This is a genomic window from Cupriavidus necator A5-1 (assembly GCF_000744095.1).
Lineage (GTDB): Bacteria > Pseudomonadota > Gammaproteobacteria > Burkholderiales > Burkholderiaceae > Cupriavidus > Cupriavidus necator_A.
In genome coordinates this window covers 704,279-729,962 of record NZ_JQLI01000008.1, presented here as the reverse complement: position 1 = coordinate 729,962, position 25,684 = coordinate 704,279, and the positions used below count along the sequence as shown (strand labels likewise).

At 64.9% G+C, this 25,684-nt stretch carries 23 protein-coding genes and 1 pseudogene; 14 read left to right on the top strand and 10 right to left on the bottom strand.

What is annotated here, in order from left to right:
- Positions 1-118 precede the first annotated feature (118 nt).
- Entirely contained in the window at positions 119-1,339 is a 1,221-nt protein-coding gene (locus K307_RS27590; protein ID WP_042883991.1) for a pyridoxal-phosphate-dependent aminotransferase family protein, read from the bottom strand.
- 191 nt (positions 1,340-1,530) lie between these two features.
- On the opposite strand from K307_RS27590, the gene K307_RS27585 reads away from it, so the two are divergent.
- From K307_RS27585 to K307_RS49875, 4 genes are all read left to right on the top strand, one after another.
- Positions 1,531-2,250 (top strand): GntR family transcriptional regulator, encoded by a 720-nt coding sequence (locus tag K307_RS27585; RefSeq protein WP_042883990.1) that lies wholly within the window; start codon positions 1,531-1,533, stop codon positions 2,248-2,250.
- 74 nt (positions 2,251-2,324) lie between these two features.
- On the top strand, positions 2,325-2,660 hold the full coding sequence (locus K307_RS27580) for an ArsR/SmtB family transcription factor (RefSeq protein WP_042883989.1): 336 nt from the start codon (positions 2,325-2,327) through the stop codon (positions 2,658-2,660).
- Complete coding sequence (locus K307_RS27575) at positions 2,657-3,139, top strand: ArsI/CadI family heavy metal resistance metalloenzyme (protein ID WP_042883988.1); 483 nt, start codon at positions 2,657-2,659, stop codon at positions 3,137-3,139. The genes K307_RS27580 and K307_RS27575 overlap by 4 nt, the downstream gene beginning before the upstream one ends.
- A 22-nt stretch (positions 3,140-3,161) precedes the next feature.
- Complete coding sequence (locus K307_RS49875) at positions 3,162-3,635, top strand: hypothetical protein (RefSeq protein WP_230626141.1); 474 nt, start codon at positions 3,162-3,164, stop codon at positions 3,633-3,635.
- A 172-nt stretch (positions 3,636-3,807) separates the two neighbouring features.
- On the opposite strand, the gene K307_RS27565 is transcribed toward K307_RS49875, so the two are convergent.
- Together K307_RS27565 and K307_RS27560 are read right to left on the bottom strand one after the other, a co-directional pair.
- Positions 3,808-4,368, bottom strand: a complete 561-nt coding sequence (locus K307_RS27565; protein WP_042883987.1) for a single-stranded DNA-binding protein — start codon at positions 4,366-4,368, stop codon at positions 3,808-3,810.
- 277 nt (positions 4,369-4,645) lie between these two features.
- Complete coding sequence (locus tag K307_RS27560) at positions 4,646-5,896, bottom strand: MFS transporter (RefSeq protein ID WP_042883986.1); 1,251 nt, start codon at positions 5,894-5,896, stop codon at positions 4,646-4,648.
- Positions 5,897-6,280: 384 nt separating this feature from the next.
- On the opposite strand from K307_RS27560, the gene uvrA reads away from it, so the two are divergent.
- Positions 6,281-9,142: an excinuclease ABC subunit UvrA gene (uvrA, locus tag K307_RS27555; protein ID WP_042883985.1), complete on the top strand. Its 2,862-nt coding sequence runs from the start codon at positions 6,281-6,283 to the stop codon at positions 9,140-9,142.
- Between the two features lie 86 nt (positions 9,143-9,228).
- Here uvrA and K307_RS27550 read toward each other — a convergent pair.
- Positions 9,229-10,364: pseudogene (locus K307_RS27550) on the bottom strand (IS630 family transposase).
- A 48-nt stretch (positions 10,365-10,412) separates the two neighbouring features.
- Between K307_RS27550 and K307_RS27545 the strand changes: the two are divergent.
- Entirely contained in the window at positions 10,413-10,727 is a 315-nt protein-coding gene (locus K307_RS27545) for a LexA family protein (RefSeq protein WP_022540044.1), read from the top strand.
- Between the two features lie 442 nt (positions 10,728-11,169).
- Here the strand turns inward: K307_RS27545 and K307_RS27540 are convergent, their stop codons facing one another.
- Both K307_RS27540 and K307_RS27535 read right to left on the bottom strand, forming a co-directional pair.
- Positions 11,170-12,711: an RNA-guided endonuclease InsQ/TnpB family protein gene (locus K307_RS27540; RefSeq protein ID WP_051975202.1), complete on the bottom strand. Its 1,542-nt coding sequence runs from the start codon at positions 12,709-12,711 to the stop codon at positions 11,170-11,172.
- The gene (locus K307_RS27535) at positions 12,692-13,333 is read right to left on the bottom strand and encodes an IS607 family transposase (RefSeq protein WP_042883984.1); all 642 of its coding nucleotides are present in this window, start codon (positions 13,331-13,333) and stop codon (positions 12,692-12,694) included. Before K307_RS27535 ends, K307_RS27540 begins: the two co-directional genes overlap by 20 nt.
- 347 nt (positions 13,334-13,680) lie before the next feature.
- Between K307_RS27535 and K307_RS27530 the strand changes: the two genes are divergently transcribed.
- A complete protein-coding gene (locus K307_RS27530) occupies positions 13,681-14,166 on the top strand; it encodes an adenosine-specific kinase (RefSeq protein WP_042883983.1) in 486 nt (161 codons plus the stop codon).
- Here the strand turns inward: K307_RS27530 and K307_RS27525 are convergent.
- The 3 genes from K307_RS27525 to K307_RS27515 form a co-directional block, all read right to left on the bottom strand.
- Positions 14,163-15,854, bottom strand: coding sequence for a Na/Pi cotransporter family protein (locus K307_RS27525; RefSeq protein WP_042883982.1), 1,692 nt, complete (start codon positions 15,852-15,854; stop codon positions 14,163-14,165). The two genes, K307_RS27530 and K307_RS27525, sit on opposite strands and share 4 nt — an antisense overlap.
- A gap of 223 nt (positions 15,855-16,077) precedes the next feature.
- The gene (locus K307_RS27520; protein WP_042883981.1) at positions 16,078-16,689 is read right to left on the bottom strand and encodes a LysE family translocator; all 612 of its coding nucleotides are present in this window, start codon (positions 16,687-16,689) and stop codon (positions 16,078-16,080) included.
- 43 nt (positions 16,690-16,732) lie between these two features.
- A complete protein-coding gene (locus K307_RS27515) occupies positions 16,733-17,305 on the bottom strand; it encodes an adenine phosphoribosyltransferase (RefSeq protein ID WP_042883980.1) in 573 nt (190 codons plus the stop codon).
- Positions 17,306-17,506: 201 nt separating this feature from the next.
- Between K307_RS27515 and K307_RS27510 the strand changes: the two genes are divergently transcribed.
- Both K307_RS27510 and K307_RS27505 read left to right on the top strand, forming a co-directional pair.
- The gene (locus tag K307_RS27510) at positions 17,507-18,085 is read left to right on the top strand and encodes a DJ-1/PfpI family protein (RefSeq protein WP_042883979.1); all 579 of its coding nucleotides are present in this window, start codon (positions 17,507-17,509) and stop codon (positions 18,083-18,085) included.
- Positions 18,086-18,188: 103 nt separating this feature from the next.
- Positions 18,189-18,563 (top strand): ribbon-helix-helix domain-containing protein, encoded by a 375-nt coding sequence (locus tag K307_RS27505; RefSeq protein WP_042883978.1) that lies wholly within the window; start codon positions 18,189-18,191, stop codon positions 18,561-18,563.
- Positions 18,564-18,581: 18 nt separating this feature from the next.
- Here the strand turns inward: K307_RS27505 and K307_RS27500 are convergent, their stop codons facing one another.
- Positions 18,582-20,561: a monovalent cation:proton antiporter-2 (CPA2) family protein gene (locus K307_RS27500; protein ID WP_042883977.1), complete on the bottom strand. Its 1,980-nt coding sequence runs from the start codon at positions 20,559-20,561 to the stop codon at positions 18,582-18,584.
- Positions 20,562-20,737: 176 nt separating this feature from the next.
- Between K307_RS27500 and K307_RS27495 the strand changes: the two genes are divergently transcribed.
- The 5 genes from K307_RS27495 (at position 20,738) to K307_RS27475 (ending at position 25,646) form a co-directional block, all read left to right on the top strand.
- A complete protein-coding gene (locus K307_RS27495) occupies positions 20,738-21,721 on the top strand; it encodes a KpsF/GutQ family sugar-phosphate isomerase (RefSeq protein ID WP_042887472.1) in 984 nt (327 codons plus the stop codon).
- Positions 21,722-21,744: 23 nt separating this feature from the next.
- The gene (lptC, locus tag K307_RS27490) at positions 21,745-22,362 is read left to right on the top strand and encodes an LPS export ABC transporter periplasmic protein LptC (RefSeq protein ID WP_042883976.1); all 618 of its coding nucleotides are present in this window, start codon (positions 21,745-21,747) and stop codon (positions 22,360-22,362) included.
- Between the two features lie 113 nt (positions 22,363-22,475).
- On the top strand, positions 22,476-23,129 hold the full coding sequence (lptA, locus tag K307_RS27485; RefSeq protein ID WP_042883975.1) for a lipopolysaccharide transport periplasmic protein LptA: 654 nt from the start codon (positions 22,476-22,478) through the stop codon (positions 23,127-23,129).
- A gap of 70 nt (positions 23,130-23,199) precedes the next feature.
- Positions 23,200-24,000, top strand: a complete 801-nt coding sequence (gene lptB, locus K307_RS27480; protein ID WP_042883974.1) for an LPS export ABC transporter ATP-binding protein — start codon at positions 23,200-23,202, stop codon at positions 23,998-24,000.
- A gap of 167 nt (positions 24,001-24,167) precedes the next feature.
- Positions 24,168-25,646 carry an RNA polymerase factor sigma-54 gene (locus K307_RS27475; RefSeq protein ID WP_042883973.1) on the top strand — a complete coding sequence of 493 codons (1,479 nt, stop codon included), beginning with the start codon at positions 24,168-24,170 and terminating at the stop codon, positions 25,644-25,646.
- Positions 25,647-25,684 lie beyond the last annotated feature (38 nt).

Genomic DNA, 25,684 nt, shown 5'->3' with positions numbered 1-25,684 from the left:
TGATCCTGTTGCGATCAGTCCGGCGGGGATTTGCTGGCGCCTGGCCGCGGCTCGGCCTGGCACGCGGCTCGCGGCGCGTGCCTGGCGCCCTCTCCCGCCCCGGATGGAAATGGCTGCGTCAGGCTGCAGCCTTGAGTGACAGCGGCGTGGCGTGTGCGGCGAGATAGTCCATGGCGGCAACGGTCCCGCTTGCCGCGACCGGTACGCCCGAGATCTTCAGCCCCATTTCGCAGCCGGCGATCGTTGCCATCAGCGTCAGGTCGTTGCAGTCGCCCAGATGGCCGATGCGGAACATGCGGCCCTTCACCTTGCCCAGTCCCGCGCCGAGCGACATGTTGAAGCGGTCATAGATGTTCCTGCGCACCACGTCCGCGTCGATCCCCTCGGGCATCATCACGCCGGTTAGCACCGGGCTGTAGACGGCAGGGTCCGCGCACTGGATTTCCAGGCCCCAGGCATTGACCGCGCGGCGGCATGCCTCGGCCAGCCGCTGGTGGCGCGCGAAGACGTTGTCCAGTCCTTCTTCAAGAATCATGTCGAGGGCTTCGGACAGGCCGTAGAGCAGATTCGTGTTGGGCGTATAGGGCCAGTAGCCGGTCCGGTTCATTTCGATGATTTCGTCCCAGCCCCAGAAGCTGCGCGGCAGCCGGGCGCTGCGGGAAGCTTCGATAGCCTTGGGCGATACCGCGTTGAAGCTGATGCCGGGCGGCAGCATGAGCCCCTTCTGCGAGCCGGAAACGGTCACGTCCACGCCCCATTCGTCATGCCGGTAATCGGCGGACGCCAGCCCGGAGATGGTGTCGACCAGCAGCAACGCCGGGTGCCCCGCCGCATCGATGGCCTTGCGCACGGCGGCGATATCCGAGGTCACACCGGTCGAGGTTTCGTTGTGCACCACGCATACCGCCTTGATGGCATGGCCGGCATCGGCGCGCAGGCGGGCTTCGATCATGTCGGCCTGCACCCCGCGGCGCCAGCCCTCGATTCCCGGCAAGCCGAGAAACTCGGGCCGGATGCCAAGGCTCTCTGCCATCTTCTTCCAGAGCGTGGCGAAGTGACCGGTCTCGAACATCAGGACGGTGTCGCCAGGGCTAAGCGTGTTCGTCAGCGCGGCTTCCCACGCGCCCGTGCCGGAAGCGGGATAGATCACGACCGGCTGCTCTGTCTTGAAAATCTTCTTGATGCCGGCCAGCACCTTCAGGCCCAGCGCCCCGAATTCAGGGCCGCGATGGTCGATGGTCGGATAGCTGATGGCTCGCAGGATGCGATCGGGAACGGGGCTCGGCCCGGGGATCTGAAGGAAGTGGCGGCCAGCGGGGTGGAAGTTGACTTTCAGCATTGACTCCTCCTGTTGAGTTTTGAATGCAAAATACTTTATCAGAAGCGCGGCAGGAAAACAGGGTGAATGGCGCTCAAATTTCGTAGCGTTTACCCGGTAAAAACAAGAGCAAAAACAAGGATTCCTGGAGTTTTTGAAGTGCAGTTAAGTGTCTGCTAAAATTGAACACAATCACGTAATTTGGACTTTGAATGCAAAATTCAGCCTATCCAGGCATGGATTCGCCCGTATCCGTGCTACCTAAGGTGGAACGGCAACGCCTGCATGACACGGTGGTGGGTCACCTGCGGACTTTCATCGTCGAGGGTGTCCTGGAGGCGGGTATGAAGCTCAACGAACGCGAGCTGTGCGAAAAACTGGGCATCTCCCGCACGCCGCTGCGCGAAGCCATGAAGGTGCTTGCGGCGGAGGGGCTGATCGAGATCTCGCCCAATCGGGGCGCGACGGTAGCGCGCCTGTCGCCGACGGAGATTCAAGACACGTTCGAGTTGATGAGCGGCCTGGAAGCCCTATCCGGGGAACTCGCCTGCGAGCGCATCACGGCCGTCGAGCTGGCGCAGATCAAGGCGCTGCACTACGCGATGCTGGCATGCCGGGCTAACGATGACTTGCCTGGCTATTACAGTTTCAATCACCAGATTCATGACCGCATAAACGAAGCGGCCCGCAACGCCGCGCTGCGTCAGACCTATTTGTCGGTGAACCGGAGGCTGCAAGCGTTGCGCTTCCGGTCGAACTATCAGAAGCCGAAATGGGACAGCGCAGTCCATGACCACGAGGAGATGCTTGCGGCGCTCGAAGCGCGCGATGGCAAGCGGCTTGCCGCCATCCTGCGCCAGCATCTTCTGGACAAGCGCGACGCCGTTCTGCTTCTCCAGTCGACCGAGGCCGGCGACGCGGCTGAAACATAGCGCGGCGGATTCAGGTAGCTTTCCGCCTTCAAGGAGTTGCCTCTTCCATATCCTCCACTATCGAAATATGAAATATGGAAACAAGCCAAACGATCACCGCGCTGGCCGCTCTTGCGCACGAGTCCAGGCTCGCCGTCTTTCGCGCGCTGGTTCAGGTTGGCCTGCAGGGGATGCCGGCGGGCCAAATTGCCACGCTACTGGGTGTGCCGCCGTCGTCGCTGTCGTTCCACCTAAAGGAACTGGCACACGCAGAGCTCGTAACGAGCCGCCAGGAAGGCCGGTTCGTGTTGTATTGCGCGAACTTCGCAACCATGAATGGCCTGCTCGCCTACCTTACCGCGAACTGCTGCGGCGGGAATCCCTGCTCGCCGGCGTCTGTGTGCTCACCCGCGAAGGAGAAGCAAAGATGAAGCGCTTTCACGTTCACGTCGCCGTCGCCGATCTCACGAACAGCATCCGCTTCTACGCAGCGCTGTTCGGGGCAGAGCCGACCGTGGTCAAGAGCGACTACGCCAAGTGGATGCTGGAGGATCCGCGCGTCAACTTCGCGATCTCCCAACGCGGTGCAACAATCGGCCTGGATCATCTAGGTGTGCAGGTCGAGAGCGACCAGGAGCTTGCTGAGATGCACGATCGCCTTCAGCGCGCAGCCCTGCCCGTCGATGCGCAGATCGGCACGGCTTGCTGTTACGCGAGATCCGATAAGTATTGGACTATTGACCCACAGGGCATCGCCTGGGAGTCCTACCGGACGCTGTCCGATATCCCCGTGTTCAGTGAATCCCGCGCCACGGACGCCAAGCCCGCCGCTGAGGCGTCTGCCTGCTGCACCCCGGTTTCCGGTAAGCCTAACGGCGTCGCAGTGAAGAGCACTTCGTCATGCTGTTGAAGGCCTCACCATCAAGGAACGCATGACGACCAATGTATTGATCCTTTGCACGGACAATTCCGCACGTAGCGTGCTTGCCGAAGCGATGCTGAACCACTGGGCCGCAAAGCTCGACAAGGATGTTCGCGCATTCAGTGCCGGCAGTGCGCCGAGCGGCCGCCTGAACCCGTTTGCCTTGGAGGCACTGGCCAACGCGGGCGTGGACGTGAGCAATTGTCGAAGCAAGAGCTGGGACGAGTTCTCCGGGACAGAACATTGGCGCGGCCTACTGGTTCACGGCTTCGACCTCGTTCGCGAACCCTGCCGCAGTATTCGGCCGCATGTTCACGAGACCTTTGCCGGCATCGCGCCGGCCAGTACGGCCGGCTTCGCGGCAGCGGACCTGGTCGGCGCGGCAGTCGGCCTGGCGCTTCATACGGCACTTGAGCCACGCACACAGAGTCAGGGCCTTTCCGACGGGATCGAGTCCGCCGGCAAGCGCGGAGAGACTCACTGACGCGAACAACCAGGTGCCTCATAGCGTCTGATCTGCGCACGCAGGCTTTCCATTGTCTGGTCCAGGCAGGCCAGCTCATCACCACCGCCACATAAAGTACTGACACAAAAGAAAAAGCCCGCCATCCTTGGGACAGCGGGCCTCTACCCACAAAAAAAGATATTTTTCCGAATTAGAACGGAATATCGTCGTCCATATCCTCGAAGCCATTCGACGGCGCCTGCTGCGGACGGCGCGCACCGCCACTCTGGCCACCGCCCTGGCCGCCACCTTGGCCGCCACCCTGGGCACCACGGCCGCCGCCATAGCCGCCACCGCCGCCGCTCGACGCTTCACGGCTGTAGCCACCGCCACCGCCGCCGCCATAGCCGTCTTCGTCACCACCGCCGCCGCCACCCTGGCGCGAACCCAGCATCTGCATCTGGTCGGCGACGATTTCCGTCGAGTACTTGTCCTGGCCGGACTGGTCCTGCCATTTGCGGGTGCGGATGCGGCCTTCGATATAGACCGACGAGCCCTTGCGCAGGTACTGGCCGGCAATCTCCGCGAGCTTGCCGAAGAAGGCGATGCGGTGCCACTCGGTGGCTTCCTTCATCTCGCCGGACCCCTTGTCCTTGTAGCGGTCGGTGGTCGCCAGGCGGATATTGGTGACGGCGTCGCCGCTGGGCATGTAGCGCGTTTCGGGATCTGCCCCGAGATTGCCGACGAGAATGACTTTGTTGACCGATGCCATTTAAATGTTCTCCAAAAGCCACGCGCTGTGTTGAAAAGCGTGGCAATACGATAAGGGTGAAGCTGACCGAAGTGCCAACTGATAGTGTGACCCGATACTGCACCGGCGGCTACCGCATCCGGCTGCCTTGCCCGTCACCACGGCGCCGCCAGGCGCAGCAACGTAAACGAACATCGCGCCCCCGGCCGGACGTCGGGTGGCGCGATCATGCTAGGCCATTTTCAGGCCGGAATTCTTTACGGTTCGATGCGGCTTGGGCACAGCTTCGAGTGCAGATTCAGGCCGCCGCTGCGGGCGCGCCTTCCTGTCCGCGGGCCGGAGGCGCCTTCATGCTCCACGCGATTATAAGCCAGAGCAGCAGCACCGCCGCGCAGCCGACGAACACCGCGCTGCGGCCTTCATGCTTGAGCAGCCAGCCGCCCGCCGCGCCGCCCAGGAACAGGCCCAGCGCCTGCGTGGTGTTGTACACCCCCAGCGCCGCCCCCCGCGCAGCCGCGGCGTAGCGCGATACCAGCGACGGCTGCATCGCTTCCAGCACGTTGAACGCGACAAAGAAGAGCAGCAGCACGCCGACGATGGCCCACAGGCCGTGCACGGCGGCGAACAGCAACTGCACCGCCGTCATCAGCGCGACCGCGCCGAGCAGCACCGGGCGCACGCGCCCATAGCGCTCGGCCGCCATCATCGGGCCCAGCATCAGCACGAACGACACGAGCACCACCGGCAGGTAGACTTTCCAGTGCTGGTCCAGCGGCATGCCGGCATCGCTCAGCATGGTCGGCACCACCATGAACATTGCGACCTGCGAGGCATGCAGCGCGAGCACGCCGACGTTCAGCCGCGCCAGGTCGGCATTGAGCAGCACGTTGCGGAACGGCAGCCGTACCGGGTGCGGCGGCGGCGGGCTCGGCACCAGGAACAGCGTCACGGCGATGGCGACCACGCCCAGCACCGACATCAGGCCGAAGATGCCCGACATGCCAATGCCGTGCAGCAGTGGCGAGGCGATTACCAGCGACAGCGCAAAGGTCAGGCCGATGCTGCCGCCGACCATCGCCATGGCCTTGGTGCGATGGCGCTCGCGCGTCAGGTCGGCGATGCAGGCGGTGATGGCCGCGGAAATCGCGCCCATGCCCTGCAGCGCACGGCCCGCGATGATGCCGGTGAGCGTGTCCGAGAATGCGGCTACCAGCCCGCCCGCGATGAACAGCAGCAAGCCGGCCACCATCACCGGCTTGCGCCCGACGCGGTCGGACAGCCAGCCCAGCGGAATGTGCAGGAAGGCCTGCATTAGGCCGTAGATGCCCATGGCCAGGCCCACGCGCTGGGCGTCCTGCCCGTCGGGCAGGGTGCGCGCGTATTCGGCAAAGACGGGCAGGATCAGGAACAGGCCCAGCATGCGCAGCGCGAAGATGCTGGCCAGCGACACGCTGGCGCGCAGCTCGGTGCGCGTCATGCGTTCGCGGGCGGGAGCCTGGGATGCGCCGGCAGGGCACGCATCCGGGGAAGAAGACTGGATCGGCGGCATTGCGATCGTGGTGATCTTGGAAAGTGTCAGCTGAGGATCGGGCTGGCGGCGCGCGGCTGGCTGTTTGGGCGGCTCGCGGAGGTCGCGGCTCCCGCTTCCGGGGCCGGGCCGGCGGCGGCTGTGCCGGGTTTTCCGGTGCAAGCCCTGTCTGGGCAATCAACCCCGGAAACCGAAGTTGGGTATATTAACAGGTTTGCTCCTTCGCGCTTCCCGGGTCACCTGGCCATGCCAGCTGGCCCCCGGGCGTGTGCCCGGGCGCGCATTCCGGCCGTCGCCAGCGGTCGGAAGTGCCAATTAAGGTACTTGTTTCTGGGTTTTGCGATTCCTTCAGACAGCCCTGCCAACTCCGGCGGGGCGGCCTGTCTGGCGACGACTTTTCGGCATATGGAAGAAATCAAGATCCGTGGGGCGCGTACCCACAACCTGAAGAACATCAATCTCGACCTGCCGCGCAACCGGCTGATCGTGATCACTGGCCTGTCGGGCTCGGGCAAGTCCTCGCTCGCCTTCGACACGCTCTATGCCGAGGGCCAGCGCCGCTACGTGGAGTCGCTGTCCGCCTATGCCCGCCAGTTCCTGCAGCTGATGGAAAAGCCGGACGTGGACCTGATCGAAGGCCTGTCGCCGGCGATTTCGATCGAGCAGAAGGCCACCAGCCACAACCCGCGCTCGACGGTTGGCACCGTCACCGAGATCCACGACTACCTGCGCCTGCTGTATGCTCGCGCCGGCACCCCCTACTGCCCCGACCACAACCTGCCGCTGCAGGCGCAGAGCGTGTCGCAGATGGTGGATGCGGCACTGGCGCTGCCGGAGGACACCAAGCTGATGATCCTCGCGCCGGTGGTGGCCGACCGCAAGGGCGAGCATTTGGACCTGTTCGACAGCATGCAGGCGCAGGGCTTCGTGCGCTTTCGCATCCGCTCGGGCGGCGGCGCCGCGCACGAGGCCGAGGCCAAGGTCTATGAGGTCGATGCGCTGCCCAAGCTGAAGAAGACCGAGAAGCACAGCATCGACGTGGTGGTGGACCGCGTGAAGGTCCGCGCCGACATCAAGCAGCGCCTGGCCGAATCGTTCGAGACCGCGCTGCGCCTGGCCGACGGCCGCGCGCTGGCGCTGGAGATGGATTCCGGCAAGGAGCACACCTTCAGCTCGCGCTTTGCCTGCCCGATCTGCTCGTACTCCTTGCAGGAGCTGGAGCCGCGGCTGTTCTCGTTCAACAACCCGATGGGCGCCTGCCCGAGCTGCGACGGGCTGGGCCAGATCACGTTCTTCGATCCCAAGCGCGTGGTGGCGTTCCCCAACCTGTCGCTGGCCTCGGGCGCGATCAAGGGCTGGGACCGCCGCAACCAGTTCTACTTCCAGATGCTGCAAAGCCTGGCGGCGTACTACGACTTCGATACCGAAACGGCGTTCGAGGAGCTGCCGGAGAACGTGCAGCAGGTGGTGCTGCACGGCTCGGGCGAGCAGGAAATCCCGTTCACCTATATCAACGAGCGCGGCCGCACCACGGTGCGCGCGCATGTGTTCGAAGGGATCATCCCCAACCTGGAGCGGCGCTACCGCGAAACCGATTCCGTCGCCGTGCGCGAGGAACTGGCCAAGTACCAGAACAACCAGCCCTGCCCCGCCTGCCACGGCACGCGCCTGCGCACCGAGGCGCGCCACGTCAAGCTGGGCGAGGGCGAGCAGGCGCGCGCGATCTTCGAAATCAACGGCTGGCCGCTGCGCGACACGCTGACGTACTTCCTGACGCTGGACATGCACGGCGCCAAGCGCGAGATCGCCGACAAGATCGTCAAGGAGATCACCGCACGGCTGAACTTCCTCAACAACGTCGGCCTGGACTACCTGTCGCTGGAGCGCAGCGCCGATACGCTGTCGGGCGGCGAGGCGCAGCGCATCCGGCTGGCGTCGCAGATCGGCTCGGGCCTGACCGGCGTAATGTACGTGCTGGACGAGCCTTCGATCGGCCTGCACCAGCGCGACAACGACCGCCTGATCGGCACGCTCAAGCACCTGCGCGACATCGGCAATTCCGTGCTGGTGGTCGAGCATGACGAGGACATGATCCGCGCCTGCGACTACGTGGTCGATATCGGCCCGGGTGCCGGCGTGCACGGCGGCATGATCGTGGCCGAGGGCACGCCGCGGCAGATCGAGGAATCGCCGGCATCGCTGACCGGCCAATACCTGTCCGGCCAGCGCCGCATCGAGGTGCCGAAGAAACGCTCCGCGCCCGACGACGAACGGCTGCTGCGCATCGTCAACGCCAGCGGCAACAACCTGCGCAACGTCACCGCCGAAGTGCCGGTGGGCCTGCTGACCTGCATCACCGGCGTGTCCGGCTCGGGCAAGTCGACGCTGATCAACGACACGCTCTACCACGCAGTGGCGCGCCACCTGTACGGCTCCACGCCGGAACCGGCCGCGCACGACCGCATCGAGGGGCTGGAGCATTTCGACAAGGTCATCAACGTCGACCAGAGCCCGATCGGCCGCACGCCGCGCTCCAACCCGGCCACCTACACCGGCCTGTTCACGCCGATCCGCGAGCTGTTCGCCGGCGTGCCGTCGGCCAAGGAACGTGGCTACGATCCGGGCCGCTTCTCGTTCAACGTCAAGGGCGGTCGCTGCGAATCGTGCCAAGGCGACGGCGTTCTCAAGGTCGAGATGCACTTCCTGCCCGACGTCTACGTGCCCTGCGACGTCTGCCACGGCAAGCGCTACAACCGCGAGACGCTGGAGGTGCTGTACAAGGGCAAGAACATCTCCGAGGTGCTGGACCTGACCGTCGAACAGGCGCACGAGTTCTTCAGCGCGGTGCCGGTGGTGCGGCGCAAGTTGCAGACGCTGCTGGACGTGGGCCTGGGCTATATCCGGCTGGGGCAATCGGCGACCACGCTGTCGGGCGGCGAGGCGCAGCGCGTCAAGCTGTCGCTGGAGCTGTCCAAGCGCGATACCGGGCGCACGCTCTATATCCTGGACGAACCCACCACCGGGCTGCACTTCCACGATATCGAGCTGCTGCTCAAGGTCATCCACAAGCTGCGCGACCAGGGCAATACCGTGGTCATCATCGAGCACAACCTCGATGTCATCAAGACCGCGGACTGGCTGATCGACATGGGCCCGGAAGGCGGTGCAGGCGGCGGGCAGGTGATCGCGCGCGGCACGCCGGAAGATGTCGCCAGGAGCAAGGCCAGCTTCACGGGCAAGTATCTGAAGCCGTTGCTGGAGCGGTAGGCCTTAGGAATTTTCAGTTACAGGCTCGGCAAGAATCGTCACGACTCGCTTACGTAAGCGATTGCACTAGTACCACTGCACAGAGGTTATGACGGTTTGTCAGAGGTCGGTACTGGGTAGGCTTTGGCCAATTTCTCCCGTGCCGTTTCGGTAGAGAATATCCAGTTGATGCGAGCGCCGCTGGCGTTTCGCAGTTGCTCCCAAGCCGCGACCTCGGTGATCAGCCGATCGCGGCAGTCGATGCGGCGATCCAGGCACTGGCTTCGCAGCACGCCGATTTCGATCTCGACCATGTTGAGCCAACTGGCGTGCTTGGGGGTGTAGTGGAATTCGGGAATTCGATCCGCTGCAGGATGCGGCGTGCCTCTGCTGGTGGCAGGGCTTGGTAGAGGGCAGCCGGCGTGTGGGTCGACAGATTGTCCAGCACGACCCGGATGCGCGGTGCCTGGGGGTAGTGGATATCGACCAGGTCGCGCATGCACTGGGCGAAGTCATCTGCCGTTCTCCGTTCGGTGACTTTCACCTTGCGCCAGCTACGGTGCGCATCGAGGAAGACGAACAGATTAGCGGTGCCGTTGCGCTTGTATTCGCAGTCGTAGCGCAAAGGCTTACCCGGCTCGGCCGGAATCGGTTGGCGTACCTCGCCGATGAGCTGGGTCGGGCTTTCATCGAAGCACACCACCGGGTGTTGCGGGTCCGGGGTTTCGGCATACAGGTCGAGCACGTCTTCCATGCGTGCAACGTACTCCGCGTCGATCTTGGGAATGCACCACATGTTCTTGCGCCAGGGCTTCAGATCGTTCTCGGCCAGGCGCCGGCGTACCGTCTCGCGCGATAGCTCTTCGTGCTCGGTCAGTTTGACGAGCGTGTCGGCGAGCAATTCCAGCGTCCAGCGCGCACGTCCCGGTGGCGGGTTGGTGCAGGCGGTGGCAATCAGCAGGGCCTCTTCCTTGCCGCTGAGCTTGCGCTGCGCCCCGGGTCGAGCCTGTTCGTTCAGCGCCGCTTCCAGACCCGTCTCCACGAAGCGGCGCTTGGTGCGGTACACCGTGGATTCGCCAACTGCCACGGTGGCTGCGATGCTCGCGTCATCCTGGCCAGCGTGCGCTGCAAGCAGGATTTGCGCTCGCTTGAGCTTGCGTGCCGCATGCTTGCCGCCGCTTAGCATGGCAGCGAGCGCCTCACGCTCGGATTGGTCGAGCTCGACTCGATAGCGTAGATTCATTCGGATGGCCTCCTTCTGGGGGGCCTCCTTCGACTGCGGGGGTTCCGAATGAATCAGAAATCGCTTCCATTGTCTGGCGAGCGCTCAGCCTGCCCGAGCTTCACCGACAAGCAAGGTCAGTATCTCGCCTTCATATGGGCCTACAGCTTGATAAACGGCCGCTCTCCGGCCGAGCGCGACATGCAGCGCTTCTTCGCCGTCACGGCTCCTTCCGTCCATCAGATGGTGCTCAACCTCGAACGCAATGGGTTGATCCGCCGCCAAGCAGGCATCGCTCGCACCATCGAACTGCTCGTTGACCACAACTGCTTGCCTGTCCTACAACCCAGCCAAACTGTCATAACCTCTGTGCAGCGGTACTAGTTGAGGTGTATCAAGATGAGGTGACATTGTTGTCTTCGTGGCCGTCAAACTGCATCGACCGGCCATTCGACGTCCTAAGGTGAAAGGACGGACGTGACGAATTACGTCTTCCCTTTCCACATCGACGAGGAGACACCGATGCGGTTTCGAATGCGGGATGTAGTCAGAGTCGCTGCCCTTGGGGCTGCTGTAAGCACGAGCACCACCAATGCACAGAATGCGCCTGACAATGCGATACGCAATGCAGATGGCTCACGGACCATTTTGCGGTCGCAACAACTGCCTGAGGCCAATGAGCGGGCCGAAAGACGTTAGAGACGCGGTCATCTGTCAGCGACTGGATCCTTCGGCGCCGGGATTCTCCGGCGCATATGGTCCAAAGAACCCCAACCAGAACGCCATCTCTCCCGACACTCAGATGGAGAAGGCCGCTCTTCCAAATCTAAGCAAGCCTACGCATCGCTGATGGCGACGTCTTTGCAGATTTGGACGCGCGGTCACCAACCCGAGCGCGCGGTAACGCGCGCATTCGCTGCCGGTACTCCGGCAGGCGCATTGAATTCACATTGGCGCCCCCTCTCGGGACTCCCGTCCATCCTTGCGGATGGAATCGCCAATCACACCGCCCGATAATCTGAACGGGGCCCGAGCAGGGCAGATGGGAGCAGTCCACAGCGTCGCCGACTTGCGTCAGCAGCCGCCGCAGACCGTTTTGACAGGCATTCTCGTCGCGCAGGTGGCAGGTGCCGCAGCCCGGGCAATCCCACTCCCGAATTGCGGGCGCTATCCCGCCCTCGACAACGTGACCACACGCATGGCACGTTCGCGTGGTGCCGGTTTCATCCAGCACCAGCGCATGCTTTCTGGAGCGCGTCGCGACCCACGAGACAATGTCCTTGAATGCACCGTGCATCGTTCTGTTTCTTACCGCGCGGTTGTATTTGCGGCCCTTGCCGTGGTTGGTGTTCTCCGGCACGTAGTTGCCGATCCCAATCACGTCGTAGTGCCTGCAGAGCTGGTTCGCCAGCGAATACATGAAGTGCTTTTTCTGTTCTCGCACTTTGGTTTGCATTCGCTCCACAGCGTCGTCCAAACCCTTCCAGCGGCGACTGGGACGCCAATGCGTCGACACCGTGCCATCGCCGTGGACGGTATCTACCCACAGCGACTTTGCTATGCACCGGTCACGCAGACTCGTTAGCCGATCGAGAATGCGCTCCGACTCCTTCAACTTCTCAAGATTGGACAATTCGAAGGCGCGCCCCTCAGTATCCAGAGCGTAGCCAAAGTTCTTCAGGTTCGGATCGATGTAGACCACGCGCGTGCCGCGTTGCCTGGCCTTCTTCTGCCCCTTGAACGTGAACACAGCGAAATAGCGGTCGCGGCCCTCGCGGACGATCCGGCAAGTGCGAGCGCTCGCGAGCTCCTTGGGTGTCTTCTCCATCTTCAGGCGCAGCGACAGCCGCTGTCCTTGCGCGTTCGCGCCGAACGATAGGTTGAGCCAACCGAACTGGGAAACATTCCAGCCTTTGCCTGGCTCGTCGTATTCCAGGCTCATCCAGTACTTGGCCCATGCCTTGTACTTGACCCAGCCCACGTCTGGGCCGCAGCGCTGTCCATTCTTCGACTTTCGATGCGAGGCAATGGCCTTGGCCATGCGCAGCGCGACATTCTTCAGCGGTGAAGAAAACACGCAGCGCAAGAACGGATGACGCTCCTTGAGCGGCGGCACGAGGTTGCGAAGCCCGATCTCGGAATAGACCTCCGACAGGAGCTTCTTGGTTCGCGCCTCATCAAGATAGCCATAGCCGCCGACGATGGACAACTCCGCCATGCGCGTCTCGACTTCGTCCTTGAGTCGATTCCATAGCCAGTTGCAGATTTTGGATTGCCCGTCGAGCTTGCCCGCAGCATCAGCGTCCACCACCAGACGGACCTTCCTCGCGAACTGGATAGTGGTGGGATCAGCCCTCTTGAATGGCATCTGCAGCCTCTTTCAGGGCTTTCATGGCGTGACGATTCTTGTGGGAACGGCTGCCATAGAGGCGCGCCGAAAAGACGCTAATGATCTCAAGCACGTCGCAGGCAAGATCCTCCTCATACGTCGAATCGCCTTTGGCATTGATGATGACGACTTCCGTTCCGAATTGCTCGCACAGAGCAAAAACGAACTCTGCACCAAATCGCAAGAGCCGGTCCTTGTGTGTGATGACAAGCCGATCAACGCCTCCGGCACAGATACGTTTGAGCAGTTGCTTGAGGCCCTTCTTCTCATAGCTCATGCCGGAGCCGAGATCCCGGATGAGTTCGAAGGGCCATCCCTTCGCAGCGCAGAACGACTCCAGCACCTGGCACTGACGCTCCAGATCGGCCTTCTGGTCGTGGCTGGAAACGCGCGCATAGGCGAGCGTAGTACGCCCGCGCTCTGCTTCCTCGACCTTCTTGCCGGCCAACTCCATTAGAGCGGTCAAATTATAGCGACGATGACCACCCGGAGTCCGATCGGCGGAGATCTTCCCGTCGAACTCCCATCGGCGAAGCGTGCCAGGGTGGATGCCCAGCATCGCGCACGCCTCCTTCATCGTAACTTTAGCAAGTATGCTCATTGGTGATAATAATTGCACACCTATAAGCAGTTTACAAGGGGCTGCTCACTTGCCCCGGCGTGCTCGCATGGCGCAGCACGACCACGAGGTTGGGGCGGGCCAGTTCACTGACGGCAATTTCGCCCTGTGATGCCGGAACGACCTGGGCGGCGGCAACGGACGGCCATGGCAAGCCATGCAAGGAAGAGGCGAAGAAGCGGCATCGGCATCTCCGGTGACGGGCCAGTCCATCCGGTATAGCAGGTACGCGCGCCATGCAAAGAGCGCCCTGCCCGCTTGCATTCACCACCCCGCGCCCTACCATGAACCGGATGGCGGCAAGCCGCGCCGCGATTCGGGAGCCAGTCATGGAACTGACGGTCGTACCGGTGACCAAGCCGGAAGCCACCAACTTCATCTTCGGCCAGTCGCACTTCATCAAGACCGTGGAAGACCTGCATGAGGCGCTGGTCAGCACCGTGCCCGGCATCCGCTTCGGGTTGGCGTTCTGCGAGGCCTCGGGCAAGCGGCTGGTGCGGTGGTCGGGAACGGACGAAAGCCTGATCGACCTGGCCTGTGAGAATGCGCGCGCCATCGGCGCGGGGCATAGCTTCCTGATCTTCCTCGGGGACGGGTTCTTCCCGATGAACGTGCTGGCTGCGGTGCGGGCGGTGCCGGAGGTGTGCAGGATTTTCTGCGCGACGGCCAATCCGGCGCAGGTGATCATTGCCGAGACCGATGCCGGGCGCGGCGTGGTTGGCGTCATCGATGGCGCCTCGCCGCTGGGGATCGAAACCGAGGCGGATGTGGCCGAGCGGAAGGCGTTGTTGCGGAAGTTCGGCTACAAGCTCTAGCGCAGCGCTTCGTGCTGCGCTGCCTGCACCCTCGGCACCGCCGGCACCTCGTCTTCCTTCATCCGGCTCCGATTCAACACCCCAGCCTGCTCCAGCACCGGATAAGCCGTCGCACAGAACAGCGAATTCAGCCGCTTCAGCTCGCTGATCACGTCCAGGTGCAGCGAGCTGGTTTCAATGCTCTCCGCGGTCTGCACCGCGACGCGCTGCAGATGGGTGCGCGCGTACTTGCGCTCCAGTTCGCGGAAGTTGGCCTTCTCCGCCATCAGCGCCTGGGCGCTCTTGAGGTCGCCGTTGAGGAACACCGACAAACCCAGCCGCAGGTTGGCGACCAGCCGCGCATGCATCTCGGCGATCTCCTGCATGCCCGCCTCGGAGAACATCAGGTTGTGGGCGATCTTCTTGTCCTTGGTATCGAGCAGGATGCGCTCGATGATGTCGCCGGCGTGTTCCAGGTTGATGGTCAGCGAGATGATTTCGGTCCAGCGCTGGCCGTCGCGCTCGTCCAGCGCTTCCAGGCTGATGCGGGTCAGGTAGAGCTTGATCGCGGTGTAGAGGTCGTCCACCTCGTTGTCGATGCGGCAGGTGGCGGTGGCGAGCCTGGCGTCGTTGGTGCGCAGCACGCGCAGCATGTTGTCCAGCATCTGCTCGACGCGGTCGCCGATGCGCAGCACTTCGCGCGAGGCGTTGGAGAGCGCCAGCGTGGGCGTGGACAGCGCGGCGGGATCGAGGTGGCGCGGCGTGACCTGGCTGTCGCCGGTATTGCGTCCGGGCAGCACCTTCTCGCACAGGCGCGCCAGCGGCCCGGTCGCGCCCAACAGCAGCACCGCCAGACTGACGTTGAAGAGCAGGTGGAAGTTGACGATCAGCCGTTGCGGGTCATGGTCGACCAACGCCAGCAGTTCCTCGGCCTGGCCCAGCAGCGGCAGCGCGACCAGGCAGCCCAGCAGGCGCGACAGCAGGTTGCCCAGCGTCACGCGCTTGCCCGGCTGGTTGTTGCCCGAGGTGGTCAGCAGCGCCGATATGCCCGAGCCCAGGTTGGCCCCCAGCACCAGCGCCAGCGCCACGTGGATCGACACCACGCCGGCAGAGGCCAGCGCGCCGCAGAACAGCACCACGGCCAGGCTCGAATAGCACAGGATGGTCAGGAAGGCGCCGATCAGCATGTCCAGCGCGGTGTCGCCGGTCAGCGTGCTGAACAGCACCTTGACGCCCGCGGCCTGCACCACGGGGCGCGTGGCAATGGAGATCAGCTCGAGCGCCAGCGTGATCAGGCCCAGACCGATCAGCACGCGGCCTACGTGGCCGGGCTTGCTGCCTTTCCAGCTGAGATGGCAGATCACGCCAACGAAGATCAGCAGCGGCGACAGCCACGACAGGTCCAGCGAGAACACCTGCACCATCAGCGCGGTGCCGACGTTCGCGCCGAGCATGATGGCCAGCGCCGGCGCCACGGCGATCAGGCCCTGGCCGACGAAGGAACTGACGATGACCGCGGTGGCGTTGCTGCTCTGGACCAGCCCGGTGACGCCGAGGCCGGCGGCAAAGGCGGTGAAGCGGTTGGAGACGCTGGTCGACAAGACGTGGCGCAGGTTGGCGCCGTAGACACGCAGGATGCCGACCTTGACGATGTTCGTGCCCCAGACAAGGAGGGCCACGCCTGATAACAGGTGAAGGAGTACGCCCATTGTGCGCCTTTGTGTGACCGGTACCGAAATACTACCTGGAGGCTCCGCCCGGTCATCGTGTCGTTGTCAAGGGCTCATTATGCGCCCGTCACCCGACAGCGGCAACGGCGAGGCCAGGCGCTGCGGGCCGCAGGCAACACACAGGCAACACACAGGCAAACACAAGGCGGGAAGGCCGCAGCAAAGCTGCCCGCCGCGGCATCAGGACGGGGTCAGGACAACCTCAGGGCAGCGCGACCTTGATCCCCAGCCCGACGAAGATGGCCCCCGCGGCGCGGTCCAGCCAGCGGCCGGTGGCCGGGCGGCGACGCAGCCAGGCGCCGAGCCAGCCCGCGCACAGGCCGAACAGCGAGAACACCACCGCGGTCTGCAGCATGAAGACCACGCCCAGCAGCAGGAACTGCAGTCCCGGATGCGCGGCATCGGCGCGCACGAACTGCGGCAGGAACACCAGGAAGAACAGCGTGACCTTGGGGTTCATCATGTTGCCGAGCACGCTCTGGCGGAACACGCGCCCCAGCGGCACCGCATCGACATCGCCGCCCTGCGCCAGCCCACCCTTCGCGCGCAGCGCCTGGATGCCGATCCAGATCAGGTAGGCAGCGCCCGCGTACTTGATCAGCTGGAATGCCAGCGGCGACGAGCGCAATACCGCCGCCAGCCCGACCGCCGCGATCACGGTATGGAACAGGCAGCCGACCGAGAACCCCAGCGCCGCCACCAGTCCCGCGCGCCGTCCCTGCGCCATGCCGCGCGCCAGCACCTGCAGGTTGTCGGGGCCGGGCGCCACCGTGACGGCGATCGAGGTCAGCAGAAACAGCAACAGGTCTGGCATGGGGTCTCCTTCAGCGCAAAGTCCGGTCTCTCAGTGTCAGAATTCAATGCCCCTCAAAGCGGCACACCGTGAACAGCGGCAGCCCGCCGTCCTGCAGCAGCTTCGAGCCGCCCAGCTCGGGCAGGTCGACGATGGCGGCGCCCTCCACCACGGTCGCGCCCAGGCGCTCCAGCAGCTTGCGCCCGGCCATCATGGTGCCGCCGGTGGCGATCAGGTCGTCGATCAGCAGCACGCGGTCGCCGGCCTTGCAGGCATCGGCATGGATCTCGACAGTGGCGCTGCCGTATTCCAGCTCGTACTCCTCGGCCACGGTCTGGAACGGCAGCTTGCCCTTCTTGCGGATCGGCACGAAGCCCAGGTTCAGCTCATACGCGACGATCGCGCCCAGGATAAAGCCGCGCGCGTCGATACCGGCGACCAGGTCGAGCTGCGCATCCATGTAGCGGTGCACAAAGACGTCGATCAGTACGCGCAGGGTCTTGGGGTTCTGCAGCAGCGGGGTGATGTCGCGGAACATCACGCCCGGCGCGGGCCAGTCCGGTACGGTCCGGATGCGGTCGCGCAGGTAGCCGGTGACGTCGCCGAGTTCAGGGGACTGGATAATGGAATCTGCCATGGGTCACGCAAACGAGGGGTGTGCAAACAAAAGCGCGCCAGGCGCGCCGAAGGAAAGACTGTCGCAGCGGCCTGGCCGGCCTGCGGTAACCGGTTACCACCCACGCCGCCGGGCCGGCCAGCACAATGGCCCTGCCGGCCGCCGCGCCGGGCTGCCGTGTCCGGCACCCGCTGGACACCCGTAACCATACAGGAGACCGCGATGGCAAAGAAGATTCTGATGCTGGTCGGCGACTACGCCGAAGACTACGAAACCATGGTGCCGTTCCAGGCGCTGCAGATGGTCGGCCATACCGTCGATGCCGTGTGCCCGGACAAGAAGGCGGGCGACGCCTGCGCCACCGCCATCCACGATTTCGAGGGCGACCAGACCTACACCGAGAAGCGCGGCCACAACTTCACGCTGAACGCAACCTTTGCCGAGATCGACCCCGCCGTGTATGACGCACTGGTCATCCCCGGCGGCCGCGCGCCCGAATACCTGCGGCTGAACGAACGCGTGCTGGAGATCGTGCGTCACTTCGCCCAGGCCGACAAGCCGATCGCCGCGGTCTGCCACGGCGCCCAACTGCTGGCCGCCGCCGGCGTGCTGGAAGGCAAGACCTGCTCCGCCTACCCCGCCTGCGCGCCGGAAGTAAAGCTGGCCGGCGGCACCTACGCCGAGATCCCGGTCGACCAGGCCCATACCGACGGCAACCTGGTCACCGCCCCGGCCTGGCCGGCGCATCCGGCGTGGCTCGCGCAGTTCCTTGCGGTGCTGGGCACGCGGATCGTACATTAGAGTCTTCCGAACGCGGCGCCAGCGCCGGCGTCACGGCAGTGCGCGGCCCATGCGACGGGCGGCGCACCCGCGCGCCGGCAGCGCCGCCTGCACGGGAGCTTTCATGTGTGAGATCTTTATCCGCGCCAACCCGGCGTCTTACCAGAGCCAGGCGCGCTCGCTGCGCCTGCGCGGTGTGGCCACCAGCATCCGGCTGGAAAGCCTGTTCTGGGAAGTGCTCGAGGAACTGGCGCGGCGCGACGGCATGACCGTCAACCAGCTGATCGCGCGCCTGCATGACGAGCTGAGCGCCCACCGCGGCAGTGAGGCCGTGGCTGGCAATTTCTCGTCCTTCCTGCGGGTGTGCTGCCTGCGCTACCTGATGTTGCAGGGCGAAGGGCGCATCCCGGCCGATCCCGCCGTGCCGATCCGCTCGCTGGATGCGCGCGCGGTGCTCGACAATCTGCCGGAGTCCTGGGCGGAAACGCGCCCGCACTGATACCGCGGGCGGGCTGTCTCAGCCGTTCAGGATGCGCGTCTCGGCCGCTTCCAGCGCTTCTGGCGGGCCGCGCAGCACGACGATATCGCCCGGCTCCAGCACGGTCTCGGGCTCGGGGTCGAAGGCACGGATGCCGCGGCGGCGCACCGCGGTCACCTCTACGCCGATGCGGTCCAGGCCGAGCACGCCCAGGCGCCGACCGACCGCGGTGGACTGCGGCCCGAGCGATACCGAATGCAGCCGCACCGAATCGCGCTCGACCATGTCCTCGTCATCGTCGCGGCCGTGGAAGTAGCCGCGCAGCAGGCTGTAGCGCGCGTCGCGCGCCTCCTGCACGCCGCGCACCACGCGGCGCATCGGCACGCCCAGCAGCACCAGCGCGTGCGAGGCCAGCATCAGGCTGCCTTCGATGATCTCGGGCACCACTTCGGTGGCGCCGGCCTTCTGCAGCGTGTCCAGTTCGGAATCGTCGACCGTGCGCACGATCACCGGCAGCGCCGGCGCCAACTCCTGCACGTGGTGCAGCACCTTGAGTGCCGACGGCGTGTTGGCGTAGGTGACGATCAGCGCGGCGGCGCGGTGGATGCCGGCGGCGATCAGCGCCTCGCGCCGGCCGGCATCGCCGTAGACCACGGTATCGCCGGCGGCGGCGGCCTCGCGCACGCGGTCGGGGTCGAGGTCGAGCGCGACGTAGGTGATGCCCTCGCGCTCGAGCATATGCGCCAGGTTCTGCCCGCTGCGGCCGAAGCCGCAGATGATGGCGTGCTTCTCGGTCTGCAGGCTCTGCGCGGCGATGCGCGTCATGTTCAGCGACTGCATCAGCCATTCGTTGGCGGCAAAGCGCAGCACCACGGCGTCGCTGTACTGGATCAGGAAGGGGGCCGCCAGCATCGACAGCAGCATCGACGCCAGGATCACCTGGATCAGCACCGGGTCTACCAAGTTGAGCCCGTCGATCTGGTTCAGCAGCACGAAGCCGAACTCGCCCGCCTGGGCCAGCCCCAGCCCGGTGCGGATGGCCACGCCCTGGCGCGAGCCGAACAGCCGCGCCAGCACCGTGATCAGCACCAGCTTGAACACCACCGGTATCACCAGCAGCGCCAGCACCAGCCACAGGTGGTCGAGCACCACGCGGATATTGAGCAGCATGCCGATGGTGACGAAGAACAGCCCCAGCAGCACGTCGCGGAACGGCTTGATGTCTTCTTCCACCTGGTGGCGGTACGGCGTCTCGGAGATCAGCATGCCGGCCATGAACGCGCCCAGCGCCATCGACAGCCCGAGCCGCTCGGTCAGCGCCGCCATGCCAAGCGTGACCAGCAGCAGGTTCAGCATGAACAGTTCCTGCGAGCGGCGCGCCGCCACCACATGGAACCACCGGCTCATCAGGCGCTGGCCGAGGAAGAAGATGGCGCCCAGCGCGACCACGATCTTGACCGTGGCCAGGGCCAGCGCCTTCACCAGGTCGCCCGGGTCCTGCGACAGCGCCGGGATCACGATCAGCAGCGGCACCACGGCCAGGTCCTGGAACAGCAGGATGCTGATAATGTTGCGGCCGTGCTCGCTTTCCAGCTCCATGCGCTCGGACAGCATCTTGGACACGATCGCCGTGGAGGACATCGCCAGCGCCCCGCCCAGCGCCACCGAGGCCTGCCACGAAAGCGGGAACACCCAGCTGAAGGCCCAGCTGGCCGGCACCACCGCCAGCATCGACAGCACCACCTGCGAGCCCCCCAGCCCGAACACCAGCCGCTTCATCGAGCGCAGCTTGCTCAGGTTGAATTCCAGCCCGATCGAGAACATCAGGAAGACCACGCCGAACTCGGCCAGGTACTTGGTCTGCGCGGTGTCGCTGGCCAGCCCGAGCGCATGCGGGCCGATCAGGATACCCACGGCCAGGTAGCCGAGCATCGGCGGCAGCTGCAGCATGCGGAAGGCGACCACGCCGAAGACGGCAGCGGCCAGCAGCACCAGGGTCAGTTCCAGCGGAGAATGCATCAGGCGTGTTTCAGGCGGTCGGGCAGTCAGGCGTCAGGAAGCCAGGCGAGCGGGAGTGACCGGCCAGGCACGCGTCCGACCCGGCACGGGCACCCTGCCGGGGCAACACGGCAAGCGCGGCGGGCGCCCGGGGGGCGGCCAAGGCGCCGTCGCATTCGTTGGTATACTTCGTCGCCATGATAGCCAATTTCGATGCGGATCGAGCACTCCGGCTCGCGCGCAATACCCTCCAGACCGAAGCCGATGCGGTTTCCGCACTTTCGGGCCGCCTGACCCTTGACTTTGCCCACGCGGTGCAGCTGATCCTGCAATGCAGCGGGCGCGTAGTGGTCTCCGGCATCGGCAAGTCCGGTCATATCGGGCGCAAGGTGGCGGCCACGCTGGCGTCCACCGGCACCCCCTCGTTCTTCGTGCACCCGGCCGAGGCCAGCCATGGCGACCTGGGCATGGTCACGCGCGACGACGTGCTGATCGCCTTCTCCAATTCCGGCGAGACCGGCGAGCTGCTGTCGATCATCCCGATTGTCAAGCGCATCGGCGCCCGGCTGATCTCGGTCACCGGCAACCCCGAGTCCAACCTGGCCAAGCTGGCCGATGTGCACCTGGACGCCGCCGTGGAAAAGGAAGCCTGCCCGCTGAACCTGGCGCCAACGGCAAGCACCACCGCGGCGCTGGCGCTCGGCGACGCGCTGGCGGTGGCGGTGCTTGACGCGCGCGGCTTCGGCGAGGAAGACTTCGCCCGCTCGCACCCGGGCGGCGCGCTGGGGCGCAAGCTGCTGACGCACGTGCGCGACGTGATGCGCACCGGCAACGCCGTGCCTGAGGTGCGCGAGAACACCCCGCTGGCGCAGGCACTGATGGAAATCACCCGCAAGGGCATGGCCATGACCGCAGTGGTGGACCCCGACGGCCACGCCATCGGCGTCTTCACTGACGGCGACCTGCGCCGCCTGCTGGAAACCCCGCGTGACTGGAAGACCGTGCCCATCGGCGAGGTCATGCACCGCAACCCGCACGTGGTCAACGAGAACCAGCTCGCGGTGGAAGCGGTACAGGTGATGGAAGCCAACCGCATCAACCAGCTGCTGGTGGTGGACAACGACGGCCGCCTCACCGGCGCGCTGCATATCCACGACCTGACCCGCGCCAAGGTCATCTGACCGGCGCGCAAGAGAAGGACACCATGCAGGCACTACTCGCCTCCCTCAGCGGCATCGTGATGCGGCTGCTGCCGCTGCTGCTGATGGCCTTCGTGGCGGGCAGCACGTTCTGGCTGGTCCAGATCAACTCGCCCAAGGAAGACCAAGCCGCGCAGACCACCAAGAAGCACGAGCCGGACTACTACATCGACCGCTTCTCGGCGACCGAGCTGGCGCAGGACGGCAGCACCAAGGTCCGCTTCACCGGCGATCGCATGGTCCACTTCGAGGACGACCAGACCTACGAGGTCACCCGTCCCGCAATGCGCGCGTACCAGCCAGAGCGCCCGCCGGTCACCGCACGCGCCGATATCGGCCGCATGAATGCCGAAGGCTCGGTGATCGACCTGTACGGCAACGGCTTCATCGTGCGCCAGCAGGGCGTCGATGCGTCCAAGGACCCGCAGATGACCGCGGCGTCGAGCTACTTCCAGCTGCTGGTCAACGACGACATCGTCAAGACCGACAAGGCGGTCAAGCTCACGCGCGGCCCCTCGGTGATGACCGCCAACGGCCTGATCTTCAATAACGTCACCCGCGAAGTACAATTGCTCGGCAATGTACGCGGCACCATCATCACCGGGCCGTCGCCGGGCCGGTAATGATGCCGGCACGGGGCCCCGTCGGCAGCACGGCTGCGACGAACCGCGCCCGCCCCAGGCACCACCAACTCGTACCAGAACGTACCAAAACGCCCTCCAGCGACCCCGCCAACATGACTGTTTCCCTGACGACATCGTCCCGTCGACGCGCCGCCCCTGCCCTGCTGGCTTTGGCAATGGCCTTCGGCCTGCTGCTGGCCCAGCCCGCCCTTGCCGAGCGCGCGGACCGCGACAAGCCGATGGTGCTGGAGGCCGACAACGCCAGCTACGACGACGTCAAGCAGATCTATACGCTCACCGGCAACGTGGTGCTGACCAAGGGCACCATGATCCTGAAGTCCGACGCCGCCGAGCTGCGCACCGACCCGGAGGGCTACCAGTTCGCCGTGGCCACCGCCAAGCCGGGCAAGCAGGCGTATATCCGGCAGAAGCGCGAGGGTGTCGATGAATACGTCGACGGCTGGGGCGACCGCATCGAATACGATGGCAAGCAGGAACTGTCCAAGCTGATCGGCAATGCCCGCATGGCCCGCCTGCAGGGTGCCAAGATGGTCGACGAGATCCGCGGCGCGGTGCTGACCTACGACAGCCGCAAGGAGTTCTATACGGCTGCCGGTAGCGGCGGCGAGGGCTCGCCCGCCAATTCTTCCGGCCGCGTGCGCGCGGTGCTGTCGCCGCGCCAGGACCAGGGCGCCCAGGCCGCGCCCGGTGCCGGCGGCTCGCCGCTGATCCTGAAGCCCGCGCCCACGCCGGCCAACAAACCCTGACGCCGGGCGCTGGCCGCCGCCCCCGCGCGGTCAGCCGGCGCCTGAAACGCCTGAACGCCAGACTGTGCCAATGACCGATACCGCAACGATTGCCGAAAAGCCTACCGTCGAAGCCTCCACCGTCCTCGCCGGCGGCAGCACGTTGGTCGTGCGCCACCTGAGGAAGCGCTATGGCACGCGCACGGTGGTCAAGGACGTCTCGCTGGACGTGAAGAGCGGCGAGGTGGTCGGGCTGCTCGGCCCCAACGGCGCGGGCAAGACCACCTCCTTCTACATGATCGTGGGCCTGGTGGCGCTGGACGAGGGCGATATCGTGCTCGACGGCGATCATATCAGCGGCCTGCCGATCCACGAGCGCGCGCGCATGGGGCTGTCCTACCTGCCGCAGGAGGCCTCGGTCTTCCGCAAGCTCAACGTCGAGGAGAACATCCGCGCCGTGCTGGAGCTGCAGGTGGAAAACGGCAAGCCGCTGGGCAAGGCCGAGATCGACCGCCGCCTGGATTCGCTGCTCGACGACCTGCAGATCGCGCACCTGCGCAACAACCCGGCGCTGTCGCTGTCGGGTGGCGAGCGCCGCCGCGTGGAAATCGCGCGCGCACTGGCCTCGTCGCCGCGCTTCATCCTGCTGGACGAGCCCTTCGCCGGCGTGGATCCGATCGCGGTGGGCGAGATCCAGCGCATCGTCAGCTTCCTGAAGGCGCGCAATATCGGCGTGCTGATCACCGACCACAACGTGCGCGAAACGCTCGGCATCTGCGACCACGCCTACATCATCAGCGAAGGCACGGTGCTGGCCGCGGGCGTGCCCGAAGAGATCATCGCCAACGAATCGGTGCGGCGCGTCTACCTGGGCGAGAACTTCCGCATGTGATGTACCGGCCTGCTGCAAGTGGCAAAAGCGTTGGGTTGAGCGCTACCACACGCGGCAGGTTCTGTTCAGGGAGCGTGTGGGATACCCCACAGCGAGCGGCGATCAGAGCGCATCAGCGATAGCAATTTCCGTTCCAACAACGGAAAGATGCGCATAAAATAGGTCGCATGAAACCGTCGCTACAGCTCCGCCTCTCCCAGCATCTGGCACTCACGCCGCAACTGCAGCAATCGATCCGGCTGCTGCAGCTTTCGACGCTGGAACTGCAGCAGGAAGTCGAACAGGCGCTAACGGAAAACCCCCTGCTCGAACGCGAGAACGACTGGATCGAAAGCCCGCTGCGCGTTGCCGCCGACGGCTCGGTCAACCTGCAGAGCGCGCCCGCACCCGCGCCGGCCGACCCGCAAGGCAACGGCGACGCGCGTAGCGACGCCGCGGGCGACGACGACAGCTACGGCGACAACAGCAGCGGCGACGACTATGGCAGCGACTGGAGCCTTGACGACTTCGCGCGCCGCCCGCAAGGCGATGAAGACGAAAAGACGCCAATGCAGCTGCGCGACGCCGAGCCCACGCTGCGCGAATACCTGATGGAGCAGCTCGCGCCGCTGAAAATCTCGACGCGCGACAAGGGCCTGGCGATCTTCCTGATTGAATCGCTGGACGACGACGGCTACCTGAGCGCCTCGCTCGAGGAAATCTGCACCGAGCTGCCGGAAGAACTCGAATTCGAGATCGAGGAAGTCCACGCGATCCTGACGCTGCTGCAGAGCTTCGATCCGCCCGGCGTGGGCGCGCGCAATGCCGCCGAGTGCCTCGCGCTGCAATTGCGGCGCCTGACGCACCCGCAGCGCGACCTGGCGCTGGTCATCGTCACCAACCACCTGGAACTGCTGGCGGTGCGCGACTACACGCGGCTGAAGAAGGCGCTGCAGGTGGACGAAGTGGCGCTGAAGGCGGCGCATGAACTGATCCGCTCGCTCGCGCCCTATCCCGGCCATGCCTACAGCCGCCCGGAAGCCGACTTTGTGGTCCCCGATGTGTTCGTGCGCAAGAGCGGCAGCGGCTGGACCGCGCAGCTCAACCCGGATGTGATGCCGCGGCTGCGCATCAACGATATGTACGCCCAGATCCTGCGCGGCGCCAAGGGCGAGTCGGGCACGGCGGGCCTGCAGCAGAAGCTGCAGGAAGCGCGCTGGCTGATCAAGAACATCCAGCAACGCTTCGACACCATCCTGCGTGTCTCACAAGCCATTGTCGAGCGTCAGAAGAACTTTTTCACCCACGGCGAAATCGCCATGCGCCCCTTGGTTTTGAGGGAGATTGCCGATACACTGGGTTTACACGAGTCAACCATCTCCCGGGTGACGACCAATAAATACATGGCAACGCCGATGGGTACTTTCGAACTGAAGTACTTCTTCGGTAGCCACGTGTCCACCGAAACCGGTGGCGCGGCTTCATCAACGGCCATCCGCGCCTTGATCAAGCAACTCATAGGAGCCGAAGACCCGAGGAATCCCCTTTCCGACAGTCGCATTGCCGAACTGCTGGGCGAACAAGGCTTCGTTGTCGCACGCCGCACCGTTGCCAAGTATCGCGAAGCCCTGAAGATCCCCGCAGTCAATCTCCGCAAGTCTTTGTAGCCGAGCCCACCGCCTGCCTGGTGAGGCTCTTTCAGAAG

Excerpts from the sequence above, each read along its gene's own strand:
- K307_RS27515 (WP_042883980.1), bottom strand. The coding sequence starts at position 17,305 with ATGGCAGATTCCATTATCCAGTCCCCTGAACTCGGCGACGTCACCGGC.
- lptB (WP_042883974.1), top strand. The coding sequence starts at position 23,200 with ATGACCGATACCGCAACGATTGCCGAAAAGCCTACCGTCGAAGCCTCC.
- K307_RS27510 (WP_042883979.1), top strand. The coding sequence starts at position 17,507 with ATGGCAAAGAAGATTCTGATGCTGGTCGGCGACTACGCCGAAGACTAC.
- K307_RS27580 (WP_042883989.1), top strand. The coding sequence starts at position 2,325 with ATGGAAACAAGCCAAACGATCACCGCGCTGGCCGCTCTTGCGCACGAG.
- K307_RS27505 (WP_042883978.1), top strand. The coding sequence starts at position 18,189 with ATGTGTGAGATCTTTATCCGCGCCAACCCGGCGTCTTACCAGAGCCAG.
- lptA (WP_042883975.1), top strand. The coding sequence starts at position 22,476 with ATGACTGTTTCCCTGACGACATCGTCCCGTCGACGCGCCGCCCCTGCC.
- K307_RS27565 (WP_042883987.1), bottom strand. The coding sequence starts at position 4,368 with ATGGCATCGGTCAACAAAGTCATTCTCGTCGGCAATCTCGGGGCAGAT.
- K307_RS49875 (WP_230626141.1), top strand. The coding sequence starts at position 3,162 with ATGACGACCAATGTATTGATCCTTTGCACGGACAATTCCGCACGTAGC.
- K307_RS27545 (WP_022540044.1), top strand. The coding sequence starts at position 10,413 with ATGAATCAGAAATCGCTTCCATTGTCTGGCGAGCGCTCAGCCTGCCCG.
- K307_RS27540 (WP_051975202.1), bottom strand. The coding sequence starts at position 12,711 with ATGCCATTCAAGAGGGCTGATCCCACCACTATCCAGTTCGCGAGGAAG.
- K307_RS27535 (WP_042883984.1), bottom strand. The coding sequence starts at position 13,333 with ATGAGCATACTTGCTAAAGTTACGATGAAGGAGGCGTGCGCGATGCTG.
- K307_RS27475 (WP_042883973.1), top strand. The coding sequence starts at position 24,168 with ATGAAACCGTCGCTACAGCTCCGCCTCTCCCAGCATCTGGCACTCACG.
- K307_RS27520 (WP_042883981.1), bottom strand. The coding sequence starts at position 16,689 with ATGCCAGACCTGTTGCTGTTTCTGCTGACCTCGATCGCCGTCACGGTG.
- K307_RS27585 (WP_042883990.1), top strand. The coding sequence starts at position 1,531 with ATGCAAAATTCAGCCTATCCAGGCATGGATTCGCCCGTATCCGTGCTA.
- K307_RS27575 (WP_042883988.1), top strand. The coding sequence starts at position 2,657 with ATGAAGCGCTTTCACGTTCACGTCGCCGTCGCCGATCTCACGAACAGC.
- uvrA (WP_042883985.1), top strand. The coding sequence starts at position 6,281 with ATGGAAGAAATCAAGATCCGTGGGGCGCGTACCCACAACCTGAAGAAC.
- K307_RS27560 (WP_042883986.1), bottom strand. The coding sequence starts at position 5,896 with ATGCCGCCGATCCAGTCTTCTTCCCCGGATGCGTGCCCTGCCGGCGCA.
- K307_RS27500 (WP_042883977.1), bottom strand. The coding sequence starts at position 20,561 with ATGCATTCTCCGCTGGAACTGACCCTGGTGCTGCTGGCCGCTGCCGTC.
- lptC (WP_042883976.1), top strand. The coding sequence starts at position 21,745 with ATGCAGGCACTACTCGCCTCCCTCAGCGGCATCGTGATGCGGCTGCTG.
- K307_RS27590 (WP_042883991.1), bottom strand. The coding sequence starts at position 1,339 with ATGCTGAAAGTCAACTTCCACCCCGCTGGCCGCCACTTCCTTCAGATC.
- K307_RS27495 (WP_042887472.1), top strand. The coding sequence starts at position 20,738 with ATGATAGCCAATTTCGATGCGGATCGAGCACTCCGGCTCGCGCGCAAT.
- K307_RS27530 (WP_042883983.1), top strand. The coding sequence starts at position 13,681 with ATGGAACTGACGGTCGTACCGGTGACCAAGCCGGAAGCCACCAACTTC.
- K307_RS27525 (WP_042883982.1), bottom strand. The coding sequence starts at position 15,854 with ATGGGCGTACTCCTTCACCTGTTATCAGGCGTGGCCCTCCTTGTCTGG.